Here is an 18,635-nt window from a genome sequence, read left to right as displayed (position 1 = left end):
ATTGGTATATTATCTGGGATTCACGGTTGACTTTTTAGGTCAATAGATTTTAACTAATAGAGATATTAATTTACTTATTGACGAGGAAGGCAAGTTAAATATGACCTGGAGCCATTGGCAAGTGCCACCATTTATTACTAGCGTTTTCTTTGTTTTAGGCATGCTCACATTATATTGGGTTACCTATAACTGGTTAACGACTTGGGTACATCATCATCGCCGGATAAAATTGACCGATAGTCAGCTCAATACTTGGTATGCAGTCATTTATATGGCCGTCTTTGTTTTTTGTATCCAAACAATCGTTGTCGGTAGCTGTGAGGCGTGGCAGTTTATGAACTTCCAACTGATTGCCATTATCTTCTGCGGCTATTTTTTGCAAGGGCATGTGCCATCACCATTCTTCATTGGTATTCTGATTGCGTTTATTATTTACGATGGTTCATTGGCCTCCTGGCAATCGTGGGGGCATGCGCTGACGTTAATCGCTTTTTTCTGGGTGCTCAATCAATTACGCGTCAAAGTTCGGACTTTTCCTTGGGCACCGTTGAGTTACTTAGCTGCTGGAATTGTCTTTGGGGGCATCCTGTGGGTTTGGATGACGTTCAAATATAATTTGACTTGGCACATATTTGGTGAAGAATGGCTATACTTGGTCATTTTTGAAATTTTACTCTATGTTTATGTCACGATGTTGACACACGATAGCGAATTGAAAGTTCATTTGGCACAGTATGCTAACCATGATGCGCTAACACAAGCTGAAAATTTTGCAGCTTACACGGAAGCAAGTCAAAGGTTATTTGAAAACAGCCACGAGACTCAGCAGCCGGTTAGTATGATGATGTTTGATATCGATCACTTTAAGCAGGTCAACGATACTTATGGTCACATTGTTGGTGATCACGTGTTGCAACACGTCACGACCACGGTTCAAGCGGTCTTGGATGCAAATGATCCAGACGTAAAATTATATCGAACCGGTGGCGAAGAGTTTAATATTCTTTTTCCTAATAAAGATTTAGCTGCAACTGAAACAATTGTGGCCCAGATTTTCGATGCACTTAATCATCTGACGCTATCAACAGCGAGTGGTCGACTGAATATTTCAATTTCAGTCGGGGTTTCAACGCTATCGGCTAATGATAATTCGCCAATCGATTTTTATAATCGGGTTGACCAAAATTTGTATCATTCTAAACGTAATGGACGAATGCAAATTACTAGTGTGTAACTAAAGATACTTGATGATTGCCGCTTCCGGTTGTTGCTGATGGCATGCGGCCGAGGGACCGGGTCAAGCCTGAGGGACGTCTTGATCCTCGCCCGGAAGACTTGCTTAAACCGCAAGTCTTTCGGCCGGTCCGTGGTGTAAGACCGGAAATTCGCCGGTCAAACGCCACCTGCACGGCCGATGCTATCAGCAACAACCTACAGCTAATTAACATTTTGGGATGATTGATGAAGAGCTGAATTTGTACAAGCGTATTTTAAATATGGGCATTGTCACTATCGCTGTATTTACGATAGTGTTTTGCACCTTCAATGGACTAAAATTTAAAACTAAGCCAGCTTTATAATTTAAAGTTAGCTTAGTTTTTTTGTGCTTTTCAGCAATAAACTGTCCTCTTTAGGGCAATAGTTGATGGTGTTAATAAAAATATTTATATAAAAAGTCACCGGTCGACATAGTCGAAACACCGTCATAATTGGTATTGACCAATTTTAAAATTCTTTGGTATAAAATTCTAAATATAGAAGCGCTTTCAAATCTGATATGCTATCATATTTGTGGGCACAAGTTTTATAGGAGCCTACCAATTACATGTGAAAGGAGGAATTCTCATGTATCGAGCAATTGCGCAAGATATTATTAAATCGATAATTGCTAATGACTACGAAACGAAATTACCGACTGAAAAAGTGCTGATGGCCCGTTTTAATGCGAGCCGCAATACCATTCGAAAAGCTATCGATGTGGTCTTTCGACACGGCTTATTACGCCGGGTCCAAGGTAGCGGCAACTTTATTATTAAACAGCCGGATGAGTCAGCCACTGTTTTGAACTTATCAATTGGTTTTGACCGCGCGGCCATGGTCGAAGGGGGACCATTGGTATCTAAGATTGTCACCTTTGATAAGATCAAGGCGGATGAAAAGCTGGCGAAACAAGGCAATATTTCAGTTGGCGATGAGCTTTACCGGGTCATTCGGTTGCGATATCTCAAGGATTGTTTATATGACTTGGAGGAGTCTTATTTTCCAAGAGCAATCGTGCCGTTTTTATCGGAAGAAAGTGTCCAACAGTCGATCTTTACCTTTTTACGTGACGCTTATGGCATCACTGGGAGTACCACGGAAAATTACGTGCATCAAGTCAGACTGACTGCGGAACGCGCACAGCTCGTAGGCCTGCCGGAAGGCGATAAAACACTGTGTTTGGACGGGATCAACTATTTAGCGAATGGTGACGTGTTCAACTTTTCTAAAACGTTCTTCGTTTATGAAGACTTGGAGCTGTACTACCATACCGAAAATATCGATCTCGAAAATTAGTACGGGAAGCGCCTCAGGGGGGAATCTGAGGCGGCCAACGTGAAAAACATTAGGAGTGAGGCAGAATCATGAATTCATTTATCGAATGGCTAAATAAACATTTAGTCCCAGTCGCAGCGAAAATCAGCGGGGTCCGTTGGTTAGTCGCTTTACGTGACGCATTTATTGCAATTATGCCGGCGATGATGGCCGGGTCTATCGCCACCGTGTTAAACGCCTTAGTACGAGATATTCCAACGAAATTTGGTTGGCTCGGCTTCGTTAATTCGATGCAGTGGTTGATTGGGATCAACGGAATGGTTTGGACCGGGACCTTAGCAATTTTAGGCTTGATCTTCTCATTTACCTTTGGTTATCAATTATCTGTTCAATATAAAGTTGAACCAATTACTGGTGGGATCGTGACACTCGGGACATTCATCATGAGCTTGCCACAAAACTTTACCGGGACCTTAACAAAATCCTTAAGTGCTGGTGCAACCAAGGTCTTAACTGATTCTGGGATGGCCGTTGCTGGTAAAAAGGTCACTGCTTGGGGTTACTTTAACTTTAATACGTACTTTGGCTCATACGGGTTCTTTACCGTTATGATCTTAGGGGCCATTGCCAGCACTTGTTACATCTATTTAATGAAAAAACACATTACGATTAAAATGCCAGATACAGTGCCACCCGCAGTTGCGAACGCCTTTACTGGGATTATCCCAGCCGCAGCCGCATTCTACACGGTCGGTGTTATCAACTGGTTATTCAGCAACTTTGGTCAAACAACTGTGATCGAATGGATCGCAAAAGTGATTCAAGAACCACTTTTGAACATGAGTCAAGGCTATGGGGCCGTTTTACTGATGACCTTATTAGTTCAAATCTTCTGGTTCTTTGGGATTCACGGTTCCAACGTGTTAGCTCCAGTCTTGGATGGGATTTGGTTAACGGCGCAATTAGCGAACGTTAATGCCTTCCAAGCACACAAAGCAATCCCTTACCTCTGGACTCGGAACTGTTTTGACTTATACGCTTGGATCGGTGGGGCCGGCTCGACCTTACTACTGCTCATTGCCATCTTGATGTTCAGTAAACGGGACGATCAACGCTCAGTCGCTAAATTAGCTATTGGACCAGGTTTCTTCAACATTAACGAACCAGTGATGTTTGGGTTACCAATCGTCTTAGATCCAATCTACTTTATCCCATTTATCTTGGCACCAGTTGTAACCGTCTCCATTGCCTATGCCGCGATTACAGCCGGGTGGGTTGCGCCAATCACTAATAATATTGTTTGGTCAATGCCACCAATTATGAATGCCTTGGTTGCCACAATGGACTGGCGCTCAGTCGTCTTGCAAGTCGTCAATGGTTTGATTGCCTTTGCGATTTACGTGCCATTTGTCAAAGCAGCGAATAAAATTAAACCTACTGAAATTGGAGACTAATTAACTCATGAAAACCTTGAAGCAGTGTTTACTCATCGGGATGAACCTCGCATTATTAGCAGTTGTTCTGAGTCCCCTGGCCGGTAGCGTTGGTCAGTGGGTAACGCTCGGACTAGGGCTAATCATCAGTGCTGCGCTATTTATCCTTTACCGTCACGTCGGTCAGCTTGAAAGGAGTCAAAAACATGCAAATTAAGATGACGTTGACAGCCCCCGTGGACTATCTGTATCAACAATTGATCAACTCGGCTCAAGCTGATATTCAACAACAAACTGGTCGACCAGCGCCTAAGCAAAGTTTGCAAGGGTTTCAATATGAAAAGAAATGGCAAAACGGTCTGACAGGTTCACTAAAAGTGACCCATGCCGAACCGGGTGTGCGATACGCTTACGAGTTGGAAACACCTAATGACCATTATCTCGTTGATTATCAGTTTACGCGGGACGGTGATAACGAAGCCGGTTTAACCTATGCCGAAACTTTCTTGGGTAAAGATAAGAAAACTGCCGCAAACAATCGCGTTGTTGGAACACTGTTAGGGTGGTTCCGCAAACGCCGCTTTAAGAAAATGATGAGTCAAATGGCCGCCACTTATTATCAATGAGTTCAAAAGTGTCGTCGCAATCTTAAATTGGTTGCGACGACGCTTGCGTACACCAACCGAAGCATCGGCAAGTCGATTGCTTTGGTCTACATAGAAATTTAGCTTTTATTTGCCACATAATTGGCTTATGATATAACCAGTCGTGTGTTTTATTGAATAACTTATTAGAACATACAACTATATTTATCAAATAAGCAAATTGGGTACAATTAAAATGACGTCGAATTGGCTAATAAGTAACGCTAGTCAATGTCGACAATGTAAGCTTAAAAATCGTAAGTCTTTTTTATAAACGTAACCATTATAAATGGAGAAGGTTAATCAATGACATGGTTAAATTGGCAAGTCCCACCATTCGTTACCAGTGTTTTCTTTGTGCTTGGGGTGTTAGCGCTATATCAACTTTCTATTAATTGGATCACAGTTTTAGTCCATGAGTGGCATCTGCCAATCACCGATAACCGGGTACGGACCTGGTACGGCATCATTTATATGTTGGTGTTTATATTTGGTATTCAGACCATTATCGTTGGCACAAACTACTCGTGGCAGTTTATGAATTTTCAAATCATTGGGCTGATCTTTTGCGCGTACTTTTTAGATATTCACGTGCGATATTATGCATTTGTGCCAATAGCGTTTGTGTTCATGGTCTTCAATGGTTCGCTAGACAATTGGGAATCTTGGTGTCACGCAATTACGTTGATATTCTTTTTTTGGTCCTTGAATCTTTTTCGGGATCGGTACCAGGAACGTCGTGGTGCACCCTTTATTTACATGATCATTTCGGTCTCATTTGGGGGATTGTTATGGTTTTGGATGAAATTGAAATTCAATTTTAGCTGGATCACCTTTGGTCAAGAATGGCTGTACTTAGTCATTTTCGAAGTACTATTGTACGTGTATGTAAATATGCTGACGCGGGATACTGAGTTTAAGCAGCAACTGGCCCAATTTGCGAGTCATGATGCGTTGACTGGTACGGAAAATTATGCGGCTTATAGTGGTAGTATGCAGTATTTATTCAATGAGAGCCAGCAACATAAGCTACCACTATCGATGATGATGTTTGATATCGATCATTTTAAAAAAATTAACGATACTTATGGTCATACCGCGGGTGACCGAGTGTTACAGGCGGTGACGCAAACCGTTCAGGCCGTGCTGGGTGCCAACGATACCCGGATCAAGCTATATCGTACGGGTGGCGAGGAATTTAACGTTGTTTTCCCGGGGTATGACACGGCGACTGCAGAACCAATTGTCCGCCAGGCTTTTGCGGCGGTGAATCATCTCAAAGTTCAGGTCGGGGAGCAGCAGATCGAATTGTCGATTTCGGTTGGCCTTTGTGCGATGATTAGTGACGATCAGACCCCAATTGATTTTTATCAACGGGTCGATCAGAATCTCTATTATTCGAAACAACATGGGCGAATGCAAATCACAATCGACTGAGGAGGTTTTCTCGGATGACTACTATCAACTTAACCGACGACTTTATGGCCTTATTGGCACGGAAACAGTTAACCACAAAAAATTTGATTTTAATCACGGATGACGGTGGTGGCAAGTATTCCTTGCACGGTGGGGCTTGCAGCATTGGCACTAAATTTACATTAATTGTTTCAGACCAGCCAGATGCCGATTATCCATTGGCATTGACTAATGTTCAGGACGTCAAATTGTGGACTTCAAAATACGATTTGATGTTTTTGAACACTGGTGTCACGCTGGATTACGGTCAAGGTCGGATTTCAATCAAAGATGACGCGCATATTTTAGACGGTGCTGTTCAAATTGCGGACGGCCAGGCGGTTCTGACTGCATTTGAACAGGGTGTCATGCCAGACAGTAAAACTTGTTAGGATTAATCGTGAAATAATTAAAGGTCGGGCAACGGGATTTTGACATAAATCCTGTTGCCTGACCTTTTGAGTTGGTGTTATGGCGCTGCGGTTAGAATCCAAGTGATGGTGCTACGATAGCTGCCAAGACTGGCTCGCGGATTACGCGTTAAAGTCAGTTGGCTGTCGCATAAGTGGACGGACAAGTCCGCATTTGGATCATTGGGATTGGTCATCTGAGTTACTTGGCCGTTAGTCGTGAGCGTTTGATGGAAGTGATCTTTCTCTGATTTTAAAAACAAGTTACCAGTGAGTTTCTCAGTTTTCCGAGCCGTTTGCATTTGAAAGGCCGTCATCTTCGCCGAGAGTTGCCAAGGTCGTTGCTTGGTTTGGTGATTAATCACGACCAATTGGTGATGATCACTGTTGTTAGTCATGGTGGCTGGATGGCTAAGCAAACTAGGTGCTGGTTGTGATGCCGACAGCTGGGCTAAGCTAATCGACCCAAAGTCAAAATTGGGCACGGTTGCCAGGCGCAAAGCAGTCGTCTTGGTGACCTTCAGTTGAGCGGTATTGGTATTGCTAGTTTTGAGCTGTCCTCCCTTATCCGTATAGGTCAGCGTTGCAAAAAACGAGCTGTCATTATCTAGATGGGTCGGGAAAAACGTATAACTCTTGTTAACAATATTGGTATTGGATTTCTGACGCGTGACGCGATGCCAGGCTTGAACGTGGACGTCCGCTGGTAAATTAGTAATTGAGAAAGTCGCAGCATCGCCTTCGTTGACCTGAACATCTTGCAAAATGCCAACTTGAATCGTCGCCGTAGCACTATGACCGTTGGCACTGCCTTTGATATGCACTAAACCATGATCTTTTTTAGACTGTGCTAAATCGACATTTGCCGCACAGGCTGTGACGAGACCAGTTTCGTCGACGGTTGCTAGCGCCGGGTTATCGCTTTCCCACCTGACTCGATCAGTGGCGTTCTTGGGGGTCAGTGTGGCGGTCATTTTAGTAGTGCCACCATTCGCCAGCAGCGGTTCCTCAGCTTTGATGTGGATCCCTTTAGCTGGAACTTTCTTCTGCGTGACGGTGACGGTTGCCACCCGTGACCAATAAGTACGGTTGCCAATATCACATTGCACTTGAAACTTGATTGTTGGCCGATTTGCTTGATACTTAGGTTTAAAAGAATAGCTCTTAGTATGCGGGGTGTTGATGCGAGAAAATTGATGCCCACCGTCAACAGACTGCCACCAAGTATAATGTGGTTGAATATCCCGATTACTATTTGCGACTGAAACTGATAATGTGACCTTTTTATCGGCGAGACCATGCATGTCCGCAGGCTGTTGATTGAAACCGTCACGCCAGACAAGCCACCAAAACCAGACAACTGCTGAACTGCTAACGGGTTGTGCTGGTTGTGACTGACTTTCAGAATGAGTGACCGGAATTGGCTGTGCATGAATCGTCATGATCGGCCAGATTAGTCCAAATAGTAGTAGACTGATAAAAATTTTTGTGAATTTTAGCCACCAGTGCTTAAACGGGGCTCTATTTAGCATGGGTTTCATGAGTGTGCTTGTCGCCGTCCTAACCAATAAGCGCCGATTAATAAACTAACGGTTGTGCCACTAATCAATAGCCAGCGTCCCCATGGTCGAGCAGGGGTCGCTTTTTTTAGGCTAATGTTGTGTTGTTTAACTTGTTGTTTTGAAAGTTGAAATGGGGCTTCAAAGTGCCAGTCACGTTTGCCACTAGTCAGGTCAAGTTTCAAGATGTAATGACCCGCAGCTAAAGTCTGCTTGCCCAGCGTGATTGGGTGATTAAACCAGCTGTTGGGAGCCATTGCTAGTTGGTCAGTCGTCTGTGTTGCAACGATTTTACCGGTTGCTTTTTCGGCCACTTTGGCTTGGATTTTTAATTGGCCAAAAGCCGCCGGAGTCAAATTACGCAATTTAGCAGTCAGCGTCGGTACAGTCGGTTGAGGATTGACTGTGACCTGTGCTAATTTCAAATTAGTCCGCAGTTTTTGATCGATGTTGCAACGAAGTATCACGGGAGTCACTTCGGCAAAGCGATTGTTCAAATGAAACTGGGTAGAATTCGATTGCTGGTTTGACTGACTGGGAGTTAGGTCCGCAACAAATAAGCCACCGCGAATCTCACCCTGAAACCCGTTTGCTGGAATTTTAGTCTTTAAGGTTACCGTTTTTTGCTGCCGTGGTGCTAGTTGGACAGTCACTGCCACCGAGGTCATTTTAGTGAAAGTTGTTTCGGCAGACTCGTCTTGACGATTTGAAGGCACGTAAGCGATTGTGCCGGAATCAGCAGTCGTCGCGTTGACTGGGGTGACTTTGACCGTCTTGGTCTGATCACTGGGATTCGTAATCGAAAGTGTTAGTGACTGTTCACTTCCTGGAATAACTTTTAAATTATAGTAGCTGGCGCCGGGGATAAGCTGATTTTTCGGCAATTGCGGCTGTGTGCTAAAATTTTTGCTTGTCGCTTGACTAGGTAACCCCCAAAAGTTAAGTCCGACTAAGCATAAAACGAGCGTTAAAAGGTACCGGCAATAATACTGGTGCCTTATCATTGGGCTGTATCCACCTTTGTTATTGGCGCTAAGGTCCACTTTAGATCAGCTGTATATGTGCCTGCAGAAATGTCGTATTGTTTTGGAATAGTGATGGTGGTGTTAGTGAAGCTAAGCTGAGTATTGCCTTCTCCAGAATTTTCTGCGACGTTTAGGACCGGTTGTGTAGTAGTGGGTGTTAAGCGTATATTTTTGTTAGGCGCCAGTTTTTGACTATCAGCAGTTGATAGTGTGGGATTGAGTGTGAGGGTAGGTTGCTTGATAGTTCGCCCACTGTCTTTTTCAGTCACATTACTCATGGTAGCAGACAGTGTCCACCCCTCATGTGTGCCGCGATAATCTTGAATTGCTAGTGTATGTTCTTTGTCAATTGAGTGAAGCGTAACTTCATGATTAATGATGTTTTCCGCTTTATCAGATTCAAACTTAAAGTCAGAAAAACTGCTAAATTGTAGATTACTACCAATAATTTCGAATCCAGTCGTTGATTTTTGGGGGTCAATTGGTTTATCTGAAGTATCTGCTGCAAGTGTCGTTAGTGGCGTGCCAATGAGTAATAGAAAACTCAACAGGCCACTGAGTTGTTGTGATTTTGTCATGTTCTTCTCCTTATAGTTGTCTTAGTTCTGTAATTTAATAGTCTAGGCTTAACAATCAATCGTAGTACGATAACCATAGTTTACCATGTGTGTACACGAAAATGTTATCGTTTAAGACGAAAAATTGAGTTGATTTCATGTGCGAAAGTTAAGTATTTTTAGGCTAATTGTGAGGATTTAAGCAGTTGATATTTAATAAAAGCTATATGAATACAATAGAATGGTTCTAAGGATATTTTTACGATTGAAGTTATGATAAAACGTCTAAAAATTAATCAATAATTGCTCGATTATTAGGCGGAATGATTTGGTGTGCACTGATTGTTACAGCGAGTGATGGGAGCTCGGTAAATTAATATTGTGTTGCTCGGTCGCTGAACTAAAAATGGCTACGATTTAATCGATATAAAATTGATTGTTTGAGATTTATTAGACCATCGCTAATTATTACTGAGCCGGAGTTAGTGTGTGTTTAGTTGCCCCAGATAAGTAAATTTATTCGAATCTTTTTTGAAACTTGGTTTTAAGGATACAGGTCAGCAACCCTTTTAAGATTGTGGCTATCTATCTAAAGGCTAAAAGTGTCAGTCCCGGCGTGAATACAGGAATACTGGGTTGGGCATGTCCAGAACGGTCACTTGCGGTTCATCGTTCCGTCAGTCTAAACTACTGACCAATCATTAAAAACAGTTGACTAGCTGTAGGTTGTTGTTGATAGCATCGGCCGTGTGGGTGGCGTTTGACCGGCGATTTTCCGGTCTTACACCACGGACCGGCCGGGAGATTTGCGGTTTAGGCAAAGCCTCCGGGCGAGGGCAAGACGTTTTTGGCTTGCCCTGGTCCCTCGGCCACATGTTATCGACAACAACCGGAAGCGGCAATTGACGTCTATCTTTCATTACCTGATCGCGGTTTAAATCTGAAAACCAATATTTTTTTATTTATTTTTCGCCATCAATCCAGAATGTAAACCAATTATTACACCGCTTACATTTTTCCTTACACACCAATCATTAAAACCGGTTCGATTAATCCCAGACCACCAGTCAATCTGATATAACGATTGTTTTAAAACCCATCTAGACCAATGAAAAGTGATTGAAAAAGCGCTTTCTTTACTGTAAGCTTAGCTTCGAAATAAGATTACAGCAGTTATTCATTTTTTCTAGGGGGAAAGCACATGAAAGCATATTTACAACGCATGGGTCGTTCATTGCAACTACCTGTGGCGGTTCTACCAGCCGCTGCGTTGCTAGTTGGGATTGGGAACTGGTGGGCTTCTTATAGCTCAGATGTCGTTGCCCATTTCTTACAAGCTGGTGGGAATGCGGTTTTAGGCCAATTACCACTACTGTTCGCGGTCGGGTTAGCATTAGGGATGTCCAAGGATAAGGACGGTGCGGCCGCAATGGCTGGACTGGTTGCCTTTGAAATGCCAACCAACGTTTTGAAGCCAGAATCCGTGGCCACTTTGTTGAATCTCAAAGTAACGGCCGTTGATCCATCGTTCGCACAAATTGGTAATGTCTTTATCGGGATCTTATCCGGGCTGATTGCTGCGGCACTCTACAATCGGTTCCATGAAACCAAGTTACCAATGGCGTTATCCTTCTTTAGTGGGAAGCGATTAGTCCCAATCTTAGCAGCGCTCGTAATGTTAGTTGTCAGTGTGCTGTTATTACTCGTTTGGCCACCAGTTTATAACGTTTTGGTCGCTTTCAGTAAGTTCATTTTAGGCTTAGGCGCGGTTGGGGCTGGACTCTACGGTTTCTTCAACCGGTTACTGATTCCAACTGGGTTACACCAAGCCTTGAACTCTGTTTTCTGGTTTGATGTTGCTGGGATTAATGATATTGGTAAGTTCTTGGCTTCTAAAGGGGTCAAAGGGGTTACCGGGATGTATCAAGCTGGGTTCTTCCCAGTTATGATGTTCGGATTACCAGCTGGGGCCTATGCCATTTACCGTAATGCTTTGCCAGAACGCAAAGTTGAAACGGCGTCATTAATGATGGCCGGGGCCTTTGCGTCATTCTTTACCGGGGTCACCGAACCATTGGAATTCTCCTTCATGTTTGTGGCATGGCCATTATATGTGTTACACGCAATCTTCACTGGGCTATCATTAGCTTTTGCTGCCTTTATGCATTGGACGGCGGGCTTCGCCTTCAGTGCTGGGTTAGTCGACTTTGTTTTGAGCTTAAAGAACCCAATTGCGAACCACCCATTGATGTTGGTTCTCCAAGGATTAGTCATGGCCGCCATTTACTACTTTGGTTTCGACTTTGCCATTAAGAAATTCAATTTGATGACACCTGGCCGCGAACCATTGACGGCTGCGGATGAAGCCGATGCGATTGATGTTCCTGAAGATAGTACGGATGATAAATACACGATTCAAGCTAAAAAGATTTATGCCGCTTTAGGCGGTTCTGAAAACTTGCAAGTTGTCGACAATTGTACGACCCGTTTGCGGTTGCAACTTGAAGATACGGATAAGATTGATGAGGCCGCAATCAAGCGGACAGGCGTTCCAGGAATTAATAAGATAGATAAGCATAATTTGCAAATCATCGTTGGGACCGAAGTTCAATTCGTGGCGGATGCGTTGTCACAATTGAAAGCGACGAATGCGCCAATTTCAACAACGACCACTACTGCCGCTCCCGCGGAAACGGCCCCAGTTAGTGACGCTAAGTCTGGCTTGACCGCTGATTTCTACAGCGTGGCGGACGGGACTTATCTGGATATTGAGCAAGTGCCAGATGATACCTTTGCGCAGAAGATGTTGGGTGATGGCTTTGCCGTTGAACCAACTACTGGGACCATTACCGCGCCAGTTGACGGGACGGTTACAACGGTGTTCCCAACCAAACATGCCATTGGTTTCAAGACAGAATCTGGGCTAGAAGTCTTACTGCATATGGGGATTGATACGGTTGAATTGAAGGGTGCGCCATTTGACGTGCAAGTGACTGATGGTCAAACGGTCAAACATGGCGATGTGGTCGCCAAGGTTGATTTGGATGCCATCAAAGCTGCCGGCAAGCAAACGCCGATGATCGTCATCATTACGAATATGGCAACAGTTGGACTATTGAAGTTCAAGATTATGTCCAATGAAGTTGAGACAAGCTCTAAGATTTTAACGGCAACAACTAAATAAGTGCCATTAAGCCCAGTCAATCAGTTAGTCGGTTGATTGGGCTTTTTTTATAAATAAATCAGTCGCCATAAACTAATAAATTGACAGATGATGATAATTATCGTAATTTGAAAGCGTAAACAAATACACTTAACTAATTAGGAGGTTGGTTTTATGGCAGCAATTACGATTTTTGGTAAGGGAAACATGGGTCAAGCAATTGGTGATGTATTCAAGCAAGGTGGCAATGACGTCACATACTTGGGCAATGGTGATCCAGTGAAAGACTTAGGTGACATCGTCGTCTTGGCTGTGCCGTATCCAGCCGCAATCAGTATCGCTAAAACCAACTTAGCTGCTTTAATTGGAAAAATTGTTGTCGATATTACGAATCCTTTAAACTTCGACACTTGGGATGACTTAGTGGTCCCTTCAGACAGTTCTGCTGCTGAAGAAATCCAGCGGCTATTGATGGACTCGACAGTGGTCAAGGTCTTCAATACGACTTTTGCTGCAACGTTAAAGAGTCGTAAAGTTGGTGGCCAACAGACCACTGTTATGGCCGCCAGTGATTCCAATGATGCCAAAGAAGCTTTAGCGGCAGCCTTGAAGGATAGTGGTGTTGCCTTTGTTGACGCCGGTGCTTTGAAGCGGGCCCGTGAATTAGAAAGCTTTGGTTTCTTGCAGATGACTCTAGCGGCCAAAGAAACCATTGGCTGGACCGGTGGTTTTGCGGTCGAAAAGTAAAAATGAGCTCAAAAAACCGTCATCCGATTTGGGTGGCGGTTTTTAAATTAAAATTTTTTGTTGTCGATCATTGCAGCGTTATACTCGCTCCAAGTCGAAATGTGATGGCGCTTTTTGTAAGCTTTCCAAGTTGCCTTCGTGATCCAGACCTTTTCAATCTTATTATCGACCGGTGACACAAGGACTTGGCCATTGAATTCGGTGTAGAGCACGTAAATTAAGATGACCAGAATTGGGGCGAATAAGACTTTCATGATGAAAATTGAAAGTAGAAAGACAACGACGAAAACAATGTCGGCAGTGGAATGCCGCCGATAGTATTTACTATCATCATTTAAAATTTGTTTAGCCATGAATTACACTCCTTATGTATACTTTTTTAAAGTATAACATATACACAACTAAGATGTGAAAACGCCACCAATAAAAACCGTTACTCAAAAATTGGGTAGCGGTTTTAAGTCGTTTTAGTCGATCGTGATGAGGGCTTTAATGGCTTCGCGCTTGGTCATTGCTTGATAAGCGTCATCAATTTCATCAAGTGTGAAGCGTTTAGTAAAGACTTTCCCAGGTTGAATATCACCATCTAAAACAGCCTTTAGGAGTAATTGTTTGTCGTAAGTCGTGACGGAAGCTGGGCCACCAGCGATAATCGTGTTGTTGTAGAAAGAAGCGGTCATATCCATCTTTGGTTCATGAGGTAAACCGACCCGGCCAACGATTGCCCCAGGACGAGCGGCTTTCATTGCGGTTTCGTTGGACAATTCAGTCCCGACACATTCTAAAACTGCATCGGCGCCAGCTTGGTTCGTTAAAGCCATGACTTTTTCGATGGCCTCATCACCACGTTCAGCGATAATATCGGTCGCGCCAAAGTCACGGGCCAATGCTTGCCGGTCTGCATGGCGACTCATCGCGATAATGCGTTTAGCACCACGGAGTTTAGCAGCAATGACCCCACAAAGCCCAACGGCACCGTCACCGACAACGACGACCGTATCGCCAGTTTTCACATTAGCAACCCGAGCGGCATGATAACCAGTTGCCATAACGTCTGCCAAACTGAGCAAAGAGTTCAGCATGGCATCGCTGTAATCGGCAGGTTGACCGGGAACCTTAACGAGAGCCCAGTCACCATGTTGGAAACGGATATATTCGGCTTGAACGCCATTGCTAAAGTTATCTTGATGATTTTGGCAATCACCGTCAAAGCCAGCTAAGCAGGCGGCGCAGTGACCACAACCATGAGTGAATGGGGCGATGACAAAGTCACCTGGTTGCACGGTCGTGATGGCTGAGCCAACACTTTCGACGATCCCGATGGCTTCATGGCCGGAGTTTTCGGAATGGGCAGCTTTGTCTTCAAGGCCGCGATATGCCCAGAGATCTGACCCACAGACACAAGTTCGGACCACGTGAATGATCACATCGTCATCAGCTTGAACGGTTGGTTTAGCGATGTCTTCAATGGTGACTTTACCTGGTTGCATAAATACCGCACTTTTCATAATTATTAAAAACTCCCTTAGTATTCAGAATTATTTAACCCACTCAATTATAGAAATAACGGGTGAGAATAACCAGTGCTTATTTCGAATAGTTAGTGATACAAATTGGGTATGGCATCCAGCTGAATTTTATCGTTGACAACTGTAAACAATGAGGGTAAGATAATTTTTGTGGTTTACAAATGTAATCGGTAAACAATCAGCTTTTGAGAGAGGAAGTTGTCTGATGACAAAATTAATCGTTTTAGGCGTTGGCCTAGCTATTATCGGCTTTATTTTATGGTGGTTCTTTGGCAAGCATCAGGTGACCAGTACCGCCGCAGCCGTGACCAATGACCGCCAGTCGGTCGATATTGAGGTGAGTGGCGGTTACTCACCAGAAAATGTTGTCTTAAAGCAAGGGGTACCAGCTGTGTTGAATTTCACGCGAAAAGACGCTTCAACTTGTTTGGACCGCGTTGTATTCAGTGATTTTGGCATCAACCAAGAGTTACCGAAGAATCAAGCGAAAGCCATTGAAATTGACACCAGCAAGCCAGGCGAATATGAGTGGGCTTGCGGGATGGATATGTTCCATGGCAAATTGATCATTAAATAGGAGGAATTAACGATGACTGAAAAACAAAACGTAAACATTACCGTTGCCAGGGGTTATCAACCGCAAGTGGTCAATTTAAAACAAGGTGTGCCAGCGGAATTAACTTTTACCCGGACGAATGCGCAAGGGTGTTTAGACGTGGTTCAATCTAAAACGTTGGCTTTTGAGACGGATTTACCACTCAATGATCCTCAGACGGTTGCGGTTCCCACGGACCAAGCAGGCGAATTTGTGTTTAGTTGTGGGATGGACATGTTTCGAGGAAAAGTGGTGATCTCCTAATGAGCGTGACAAAACGGTTCTGGATTTCGTTAATTTTATCATTACCAATGTTAGCTAATATGATCTTGATGCCGTTTGGTTGGATGCTGCCAGGTGGCAATTGGACACAGCTAGCTTTAACCACGGTCATCATGCTAGTTTCAGCGGGGCCTTTTGCGCAAAGTGCGTGGGCGTCGTTTAAGAAACACCATTCCAATATGGATACGCTCGTCGCAATTGGGACGATGACCGCATACTTATACAGTATTTACGCGATGTTCACTAATCAGGCCGTTTTCTTCGAAAGTGCGGCGTTTGTCACAACGTTTGTGTTATTAGGGCAGGTCTTCGAAGAGCGGATGCGCAACAATGCGTCTGACGCGGTGGAAAAGTTAGCGAACTTGCAAGCGAAGGATGCGGAAGTCTTGCGCAATGGTGACTACGTCAAATTACCGTTAGCTGAGGTTGTTTTAAACGATATCGTGCGCGTTAAGCCGGGCGAAAAAGTACCGGTGGACGGCGTCATCGTTGAGGGTAGTTCGAGTGTGGATGAATCGATGGTGACCGGTGAAAGTATGCCGGTCGAGAAAACAATCGATGATCATGTGATTGGCGCCACGATGAATAGCACGGGGACGTTCTTGCTCAAAGCAGACAAAGTTGGCGAACAGACAATGCTGTCTCAAATCGTTGACCTCGTCAAAAAAGCGCAGAATAGTCATGCACCAATTCAAAAATTGACGGATAAAGTGTCGGATATCTTTGTGCCGGTCGTCCTGATTTTAGCCATTTTGACGTTCTTAACTTGGTACGTCTTCTTGGATGCAAGTGTGGCGCGGGCGCTGATTTTTGCGGTGTCGGTTGTCGTGATTGCTTGTCCTTGTGCGCTTGGCCTCGCAACGCCGACTGCGTTAATGGTCGGTACTGGTCGGGGCGCCAAGATGGGTATCTTGATTAAAAATGGTGAAGTTTTAGAAGCGGTCAACGATGTCAAAACGGTCATTTTTGATAAGACGGGGACGATCACCGTTGGCAAGCCACAAGTGACAGACGTTGTCGGTGACGAGGCACAAGTTTTGCAGGTTGCTGCCAGTTTGGAAGACGCATCAGAACACCCATTAGCGGCTGCCATCCTCGCTCGCGCGAAAACGGCCCAAATCAAGGCGACGGCGGTTGAACAGTTCCGAGCGATTGAAGGCAAAGGCGTTGCCGCTGTGATCAACGGTCAAACTGGGTTTGTTGGTAACGATAAGCTATTGACGGATTTCAAGTTAGATCAAGCGTTGACTGCTCGCGCAAGTCAATTACAAAATGAAGCTAAAACAGTGGTTTACGTTGGATTGGCGGATCGAATCATTGGCATGATTGCGATTCAAGATGTGCCTAAAGCTACATCGAAAACGGCCATTGCTGAGTTGAAAGCACGTGGGTTGAAGACGGTGATGTTGACCGGTGATAACCAACGTGTCGCTGAAGCGGTGGCGGCAGAAGTCGGCATCGATGAAGTGATTGCGGATGTCTTGCCAGGCGATAAAGCGGACCACGTCCAAGCCTTTCAACAAACCGGTAAAGTAGCTTTTGTCGGTGATGGTATCAATGATGCACCGGCCTTAACGACCGCGGACGTTGGCATTGCGATGGGGTCAGGTACTGATATTGCCATCGATGCTGGTGGGATTGTGCTTGTTAAGAATGATTTGCGGGATGTGGATAAGGCATTGGCTTTGAGTCGGAAAACATTTAATCGGATTAAACTCAATTTATTCTGGGCATTCATCTACAATATCTTGGGAATCCCAGTTGCTGCCGGCATTTTCTTCGCGATTGGGTTGACCCTAAGTCCAGAATTGGCGGGGTTAGCGATGGCGTTTAGTTCATTGTCAGTTGTGACGAGTTCGGTTTTATTGAATCGTGCCAAGATCAGTTCAAAAGTTCAAACAGCATAGTTTTTTGTGAAGAAGGCTAACCTTTAATTAGGTGACCTTTTTTGATTGTGATGGTGGTATACTCAGGTTAAATTAACTTGTGGTGATGATTTGGAGGGGACTGTAATGGGAGAAATTATTAGCTTGATTGGGGACATTATTGCGGCATACGCCAGTGGCTTATTGGCTAAAATGCGGTCAGTTGGGCATAAAGACTAGGGTGTTATTGGTTGGGTAAACTAAAGGTTGAAAGTTGAAATTTACTGGTCCATCCCAAGACTATGAAAAATAGTTAATAATTGTCGCTTCCGGTTGTTGCTGATAACATGCGGGCGAGGGACCGGGGCAAGCCTGAGAGACGTCTTCCCCCTCGGCTGGAAGCTTTGCCAAAATCGCAAATCTCCCGGCCAGTCCGTGGTGTAAGACCGTAAAAACGCCGGTCAAACGCCACCCACACGCCCGATGCTATCAGCAACAACCTACAGCTAGTCAACTGTTTTGAGTGATTGGTCAGTTATTTAGATTTAGCGGAGTCAGTCAGAATTGAGGTGCAAGACCTCCATAGCTCACCGATGCTGACTGATGGAGTGTTGTGCCATATGAACTCATTTTAGGCATCACAAACGCCAGTTTTAATGGGTTCATGGCTTTTTTGACACTTTCAACCGTTGAATGAAATTTAAAGTAGTACAAAATCTTGCGGCGTGTTAACCGCAAGATTTTTTTGCTTTCAGGCAATCTCAATTGCTGTGCGTCGGTATTTGTGTGAAAAATTAAGCGCTGAGCCTAAACACTGATAGTTACGAACAAATTAG

16 protein-coding genes are annotated in these 18,635 nt (G+C 44.3%); 11 read left to right on the top strand and 5 right to left on the bottom strand.

What is annotated here, in order from left to right; all coding sequences use genetic code 11:
• The first annotated feature begins 100 nt into the window (after window positions 1-100).
• From FFM70_RS07125 to FFM70_RS07095, 6 genes are all read left to right on the top strand, one after another.
• Entirely contained in the window at window positions 101-1,234 is a 1,134-nt protein-coding gene (locus tag FFM70_RS07125; RefSeq protein ID WP_137616163.1) for a GGDEF domain-containing protein, read from the top strand.
• Between the two features lie 611 nt (window positions 1,235-1,845).
• Complete coding sequence (locus FFM70_RS07120) at window positions 1,846-2,556, top strand: GntR family transcriptional regulator (protein ID WP_137616162.1); 711 nt, start codon at window positions 1,846-1,848, stop codon at window positions 2,554-2,556.
• A gap of 68 nt (window positions 2,557-2,624) precedes the next feature.
• Window positions 2,625-3,989 (top strand): PTS sugar transporter subunit IIC, encoded by a 1,365-nt coding sequence (locus FFM70_RS07115; protein ID WP_137616161.1) that lies wholly within the window; start codon window positions 2,625-2,627, stop codon window positions 3,987-3,989.
• Between the two features lie 185 nt (window positions 3,990-4,174).
• The gene (locus FFM70_RS07105; protein ID WP_137616159.1) at window positions 4,175-4,594 is read left to right on the top strand and encodes a DUF3284 domain-containing protein; all 420 of its coding nucleotides are present in this window, start codon (window positions 4,175-4,177) and stop codon (window positions 4,592-4,594) included.
• A gap of 324 nt (window positions 4,595-4,918) precedes the next feature.
• Window positions 4,919-6,049: a GGDEF domain-containing protein gene (locus FFM70_RS07100; protein WP_137616158.1), complete on the top strand. Its 1,131-nt coding sequence runs from the start codon at window positions 4,919-4,921 to the stop codon at window positions 6,047-6,049.
• Window positions 6,050-6,063: 14 nt separating this feature from the next.
• Window positions 6,064-6,459, top strand: a complete 396-nt coding sequence (locus FFM70_RS07095) for an iron-sulfur cluster biosynthesis family protein (protein ID WP_137616157.1) — start codon at window positions 6,064-6,066, stop codon at window positions 6,457-6,459.
• Window positions 6,460-6,536: 77 nt separating this feature from the next.
• On the opposite strand, the gene FFM70_RS07090 is transcribed toward FFM70_RS07095, so the two are convergent.
• From FFM70_RS07090 to FFM70_RS07080, 3 genes are all read right to left on the bottom strand, one after another.
• Window positions 6,537-7,919, bottom strand: a complete 1,383-nt coding sequence (locus FFM70_RS07090) for an Ig-like domain-containing protein (RefSeq protein ID WP_171002323.1) — start codon at window positions 7,917-7,919, stop codon at window positions 6,537-6,539.
• A gap of 95 nt (window positions 7,920-8,014) precedes the next feature.
• A complete protein-coding gene (locus FFM70_RS07085) occupies window positions 8,015-9,040 on the bottom strand; it encodes a WxLIP family cell surface protein (protein ID WP_137616155.1) in 1,026 nt (341 codons plus the stop codon).
• Window positions 9,037-9,639 carry a WxL domain-containing protein gene (locus FFM70_RS07080; protein ID WP_137616154.1) on the bottom strand — a complete coding sequence of 201 codons (603 nt, stop codon included), beginning with the start codon at window positions 9,637-9,639 and terminating at the stop codon, window positions 9,037-9,039. Before FFM70_RS07080 ends, FFM70_RS07085 begins: the two co-directional genes overlap by 4 nt.
• Before the next feature lie 1,180 nt (window positions 9,640-10,819).
• Here FFM70_RS07080 and nagE point away from each other — a divergent pair.
• Together nagE and FFM70_RS07070 are read left to right on the top strand one after the other, a co-directional pair.
• Window positions 10,820-12,802, top strand: a complete 1,983-nt coding sequence (nagE, locus tag FFM70_RS07075) for an N-acetylglucosamine-specific PTS transporter subunit IIBC (protein WP_137616153.1) — start codon at window positions 10,820-10,822, stop codon at window positions 12,800-12,802.
• A 153-nt stretch (window positions 12,803-12,955) separates the two neighbouring features.
• A complete protein-coding gene (locus FFM70_RS07070) occupies window positions 12,956-13,528 on the top strand; it encodes an NADPH-dependent F420 reductase (RefSeq protein WP_137616152.1) in 573 nt (190 codons plus the stop codon).
• 47 nt (window positions 13,529-13,575) lie between these two features.
• On the opposite strand, the gene FFM70_RS07065 is transcribed toward FFM70_RS07070, so the two are convergent.
• A complete protein-coding gene (locus FFM70_RS07065) occupies window positions 13,576-13,881 on the bottom strand; it encodes a hypothetical protein (RefSeq protein ID WP_137616151.1) in 306 nt (101 codons plus the stop codon).
• Between the two features lie 114 nt (window positions 13,882-13,995).
• Entirely contained in the window at window positions 13,996-15,036 is a 1,041-nt protein-coding gene (locus FFM70_RS07060; protein WP_137616150.1) for a zinc-binding dehydrogenase, read from the bottom strand.
• Window positions 15,037-15,262: 226 nt separating this feature from the next.
• Between FFM70_RS07060 and FFM70_RS07055 the strand changes: the two genes are divergently transcribed.
• Genes FFM70_RS07055 through FFM70_RS07045 form a run of 3 tightly spaced genes read left to right on the top strand, consistent with a single transcriptional unit; the run spans window position 15,263 to window position 17,841 of the window.
• On the top strand, window positions 15,263-15,634 hold the full coding sequence (locus FFM70_RS07055; protein WP_137616149.1) for a cupredoxin domain-containing protein: 372 nt from the start codon (window positions 15,263-15,265) through the stop codon (window positions 15,632-15,634).
• A gap of 12 nt (window positions 15,635-15,646) precedes the next feature.
• Window positions 15,647-15,916: a cupredoxin domain-containing protein gene (locus FFM70_RS07050; protein WP_137616148.1), complete on the top strand. Its 270-nt coding sequence runs from the start codon at window positions 15,647-15,649 to the stop codon at window positions 15,914-15,916.
• Window positions 15,916-17,841 (top strand): copper-translocating P-type ATPase, encoded by a 1,926-nt coding sequence (locus tag FFM70_RS07045; RefSeq protein WP_137616147.1) that lies wholly within the window; start codon window positions 15,916-15,918, stop codon window positions 17,839-17,841. The genes FFM70_RS07050 and FFM70_RS07045 overlap by 1 nt, the downstream gene beginning before the upstream one ends.
• The last annotated feature ends 794 nt before the right edge of the window (window positions 17,842-18,635 follow it).

The sequence above is a fragment of the Lactiplantibacillus nangangensis genome (assembly GCF_005405065.1).
Taxonomy (GTDB): domain Bacteria; phylum Bacillota; class Bacilli; order Lactobacillales; family Lactobacillaceae; genus Lactiplantibacillus; species Lactiplantibacillus nangangensis.
This window is presented reverse-complemented; position numbering and strand designations above follow the sequence as displayed.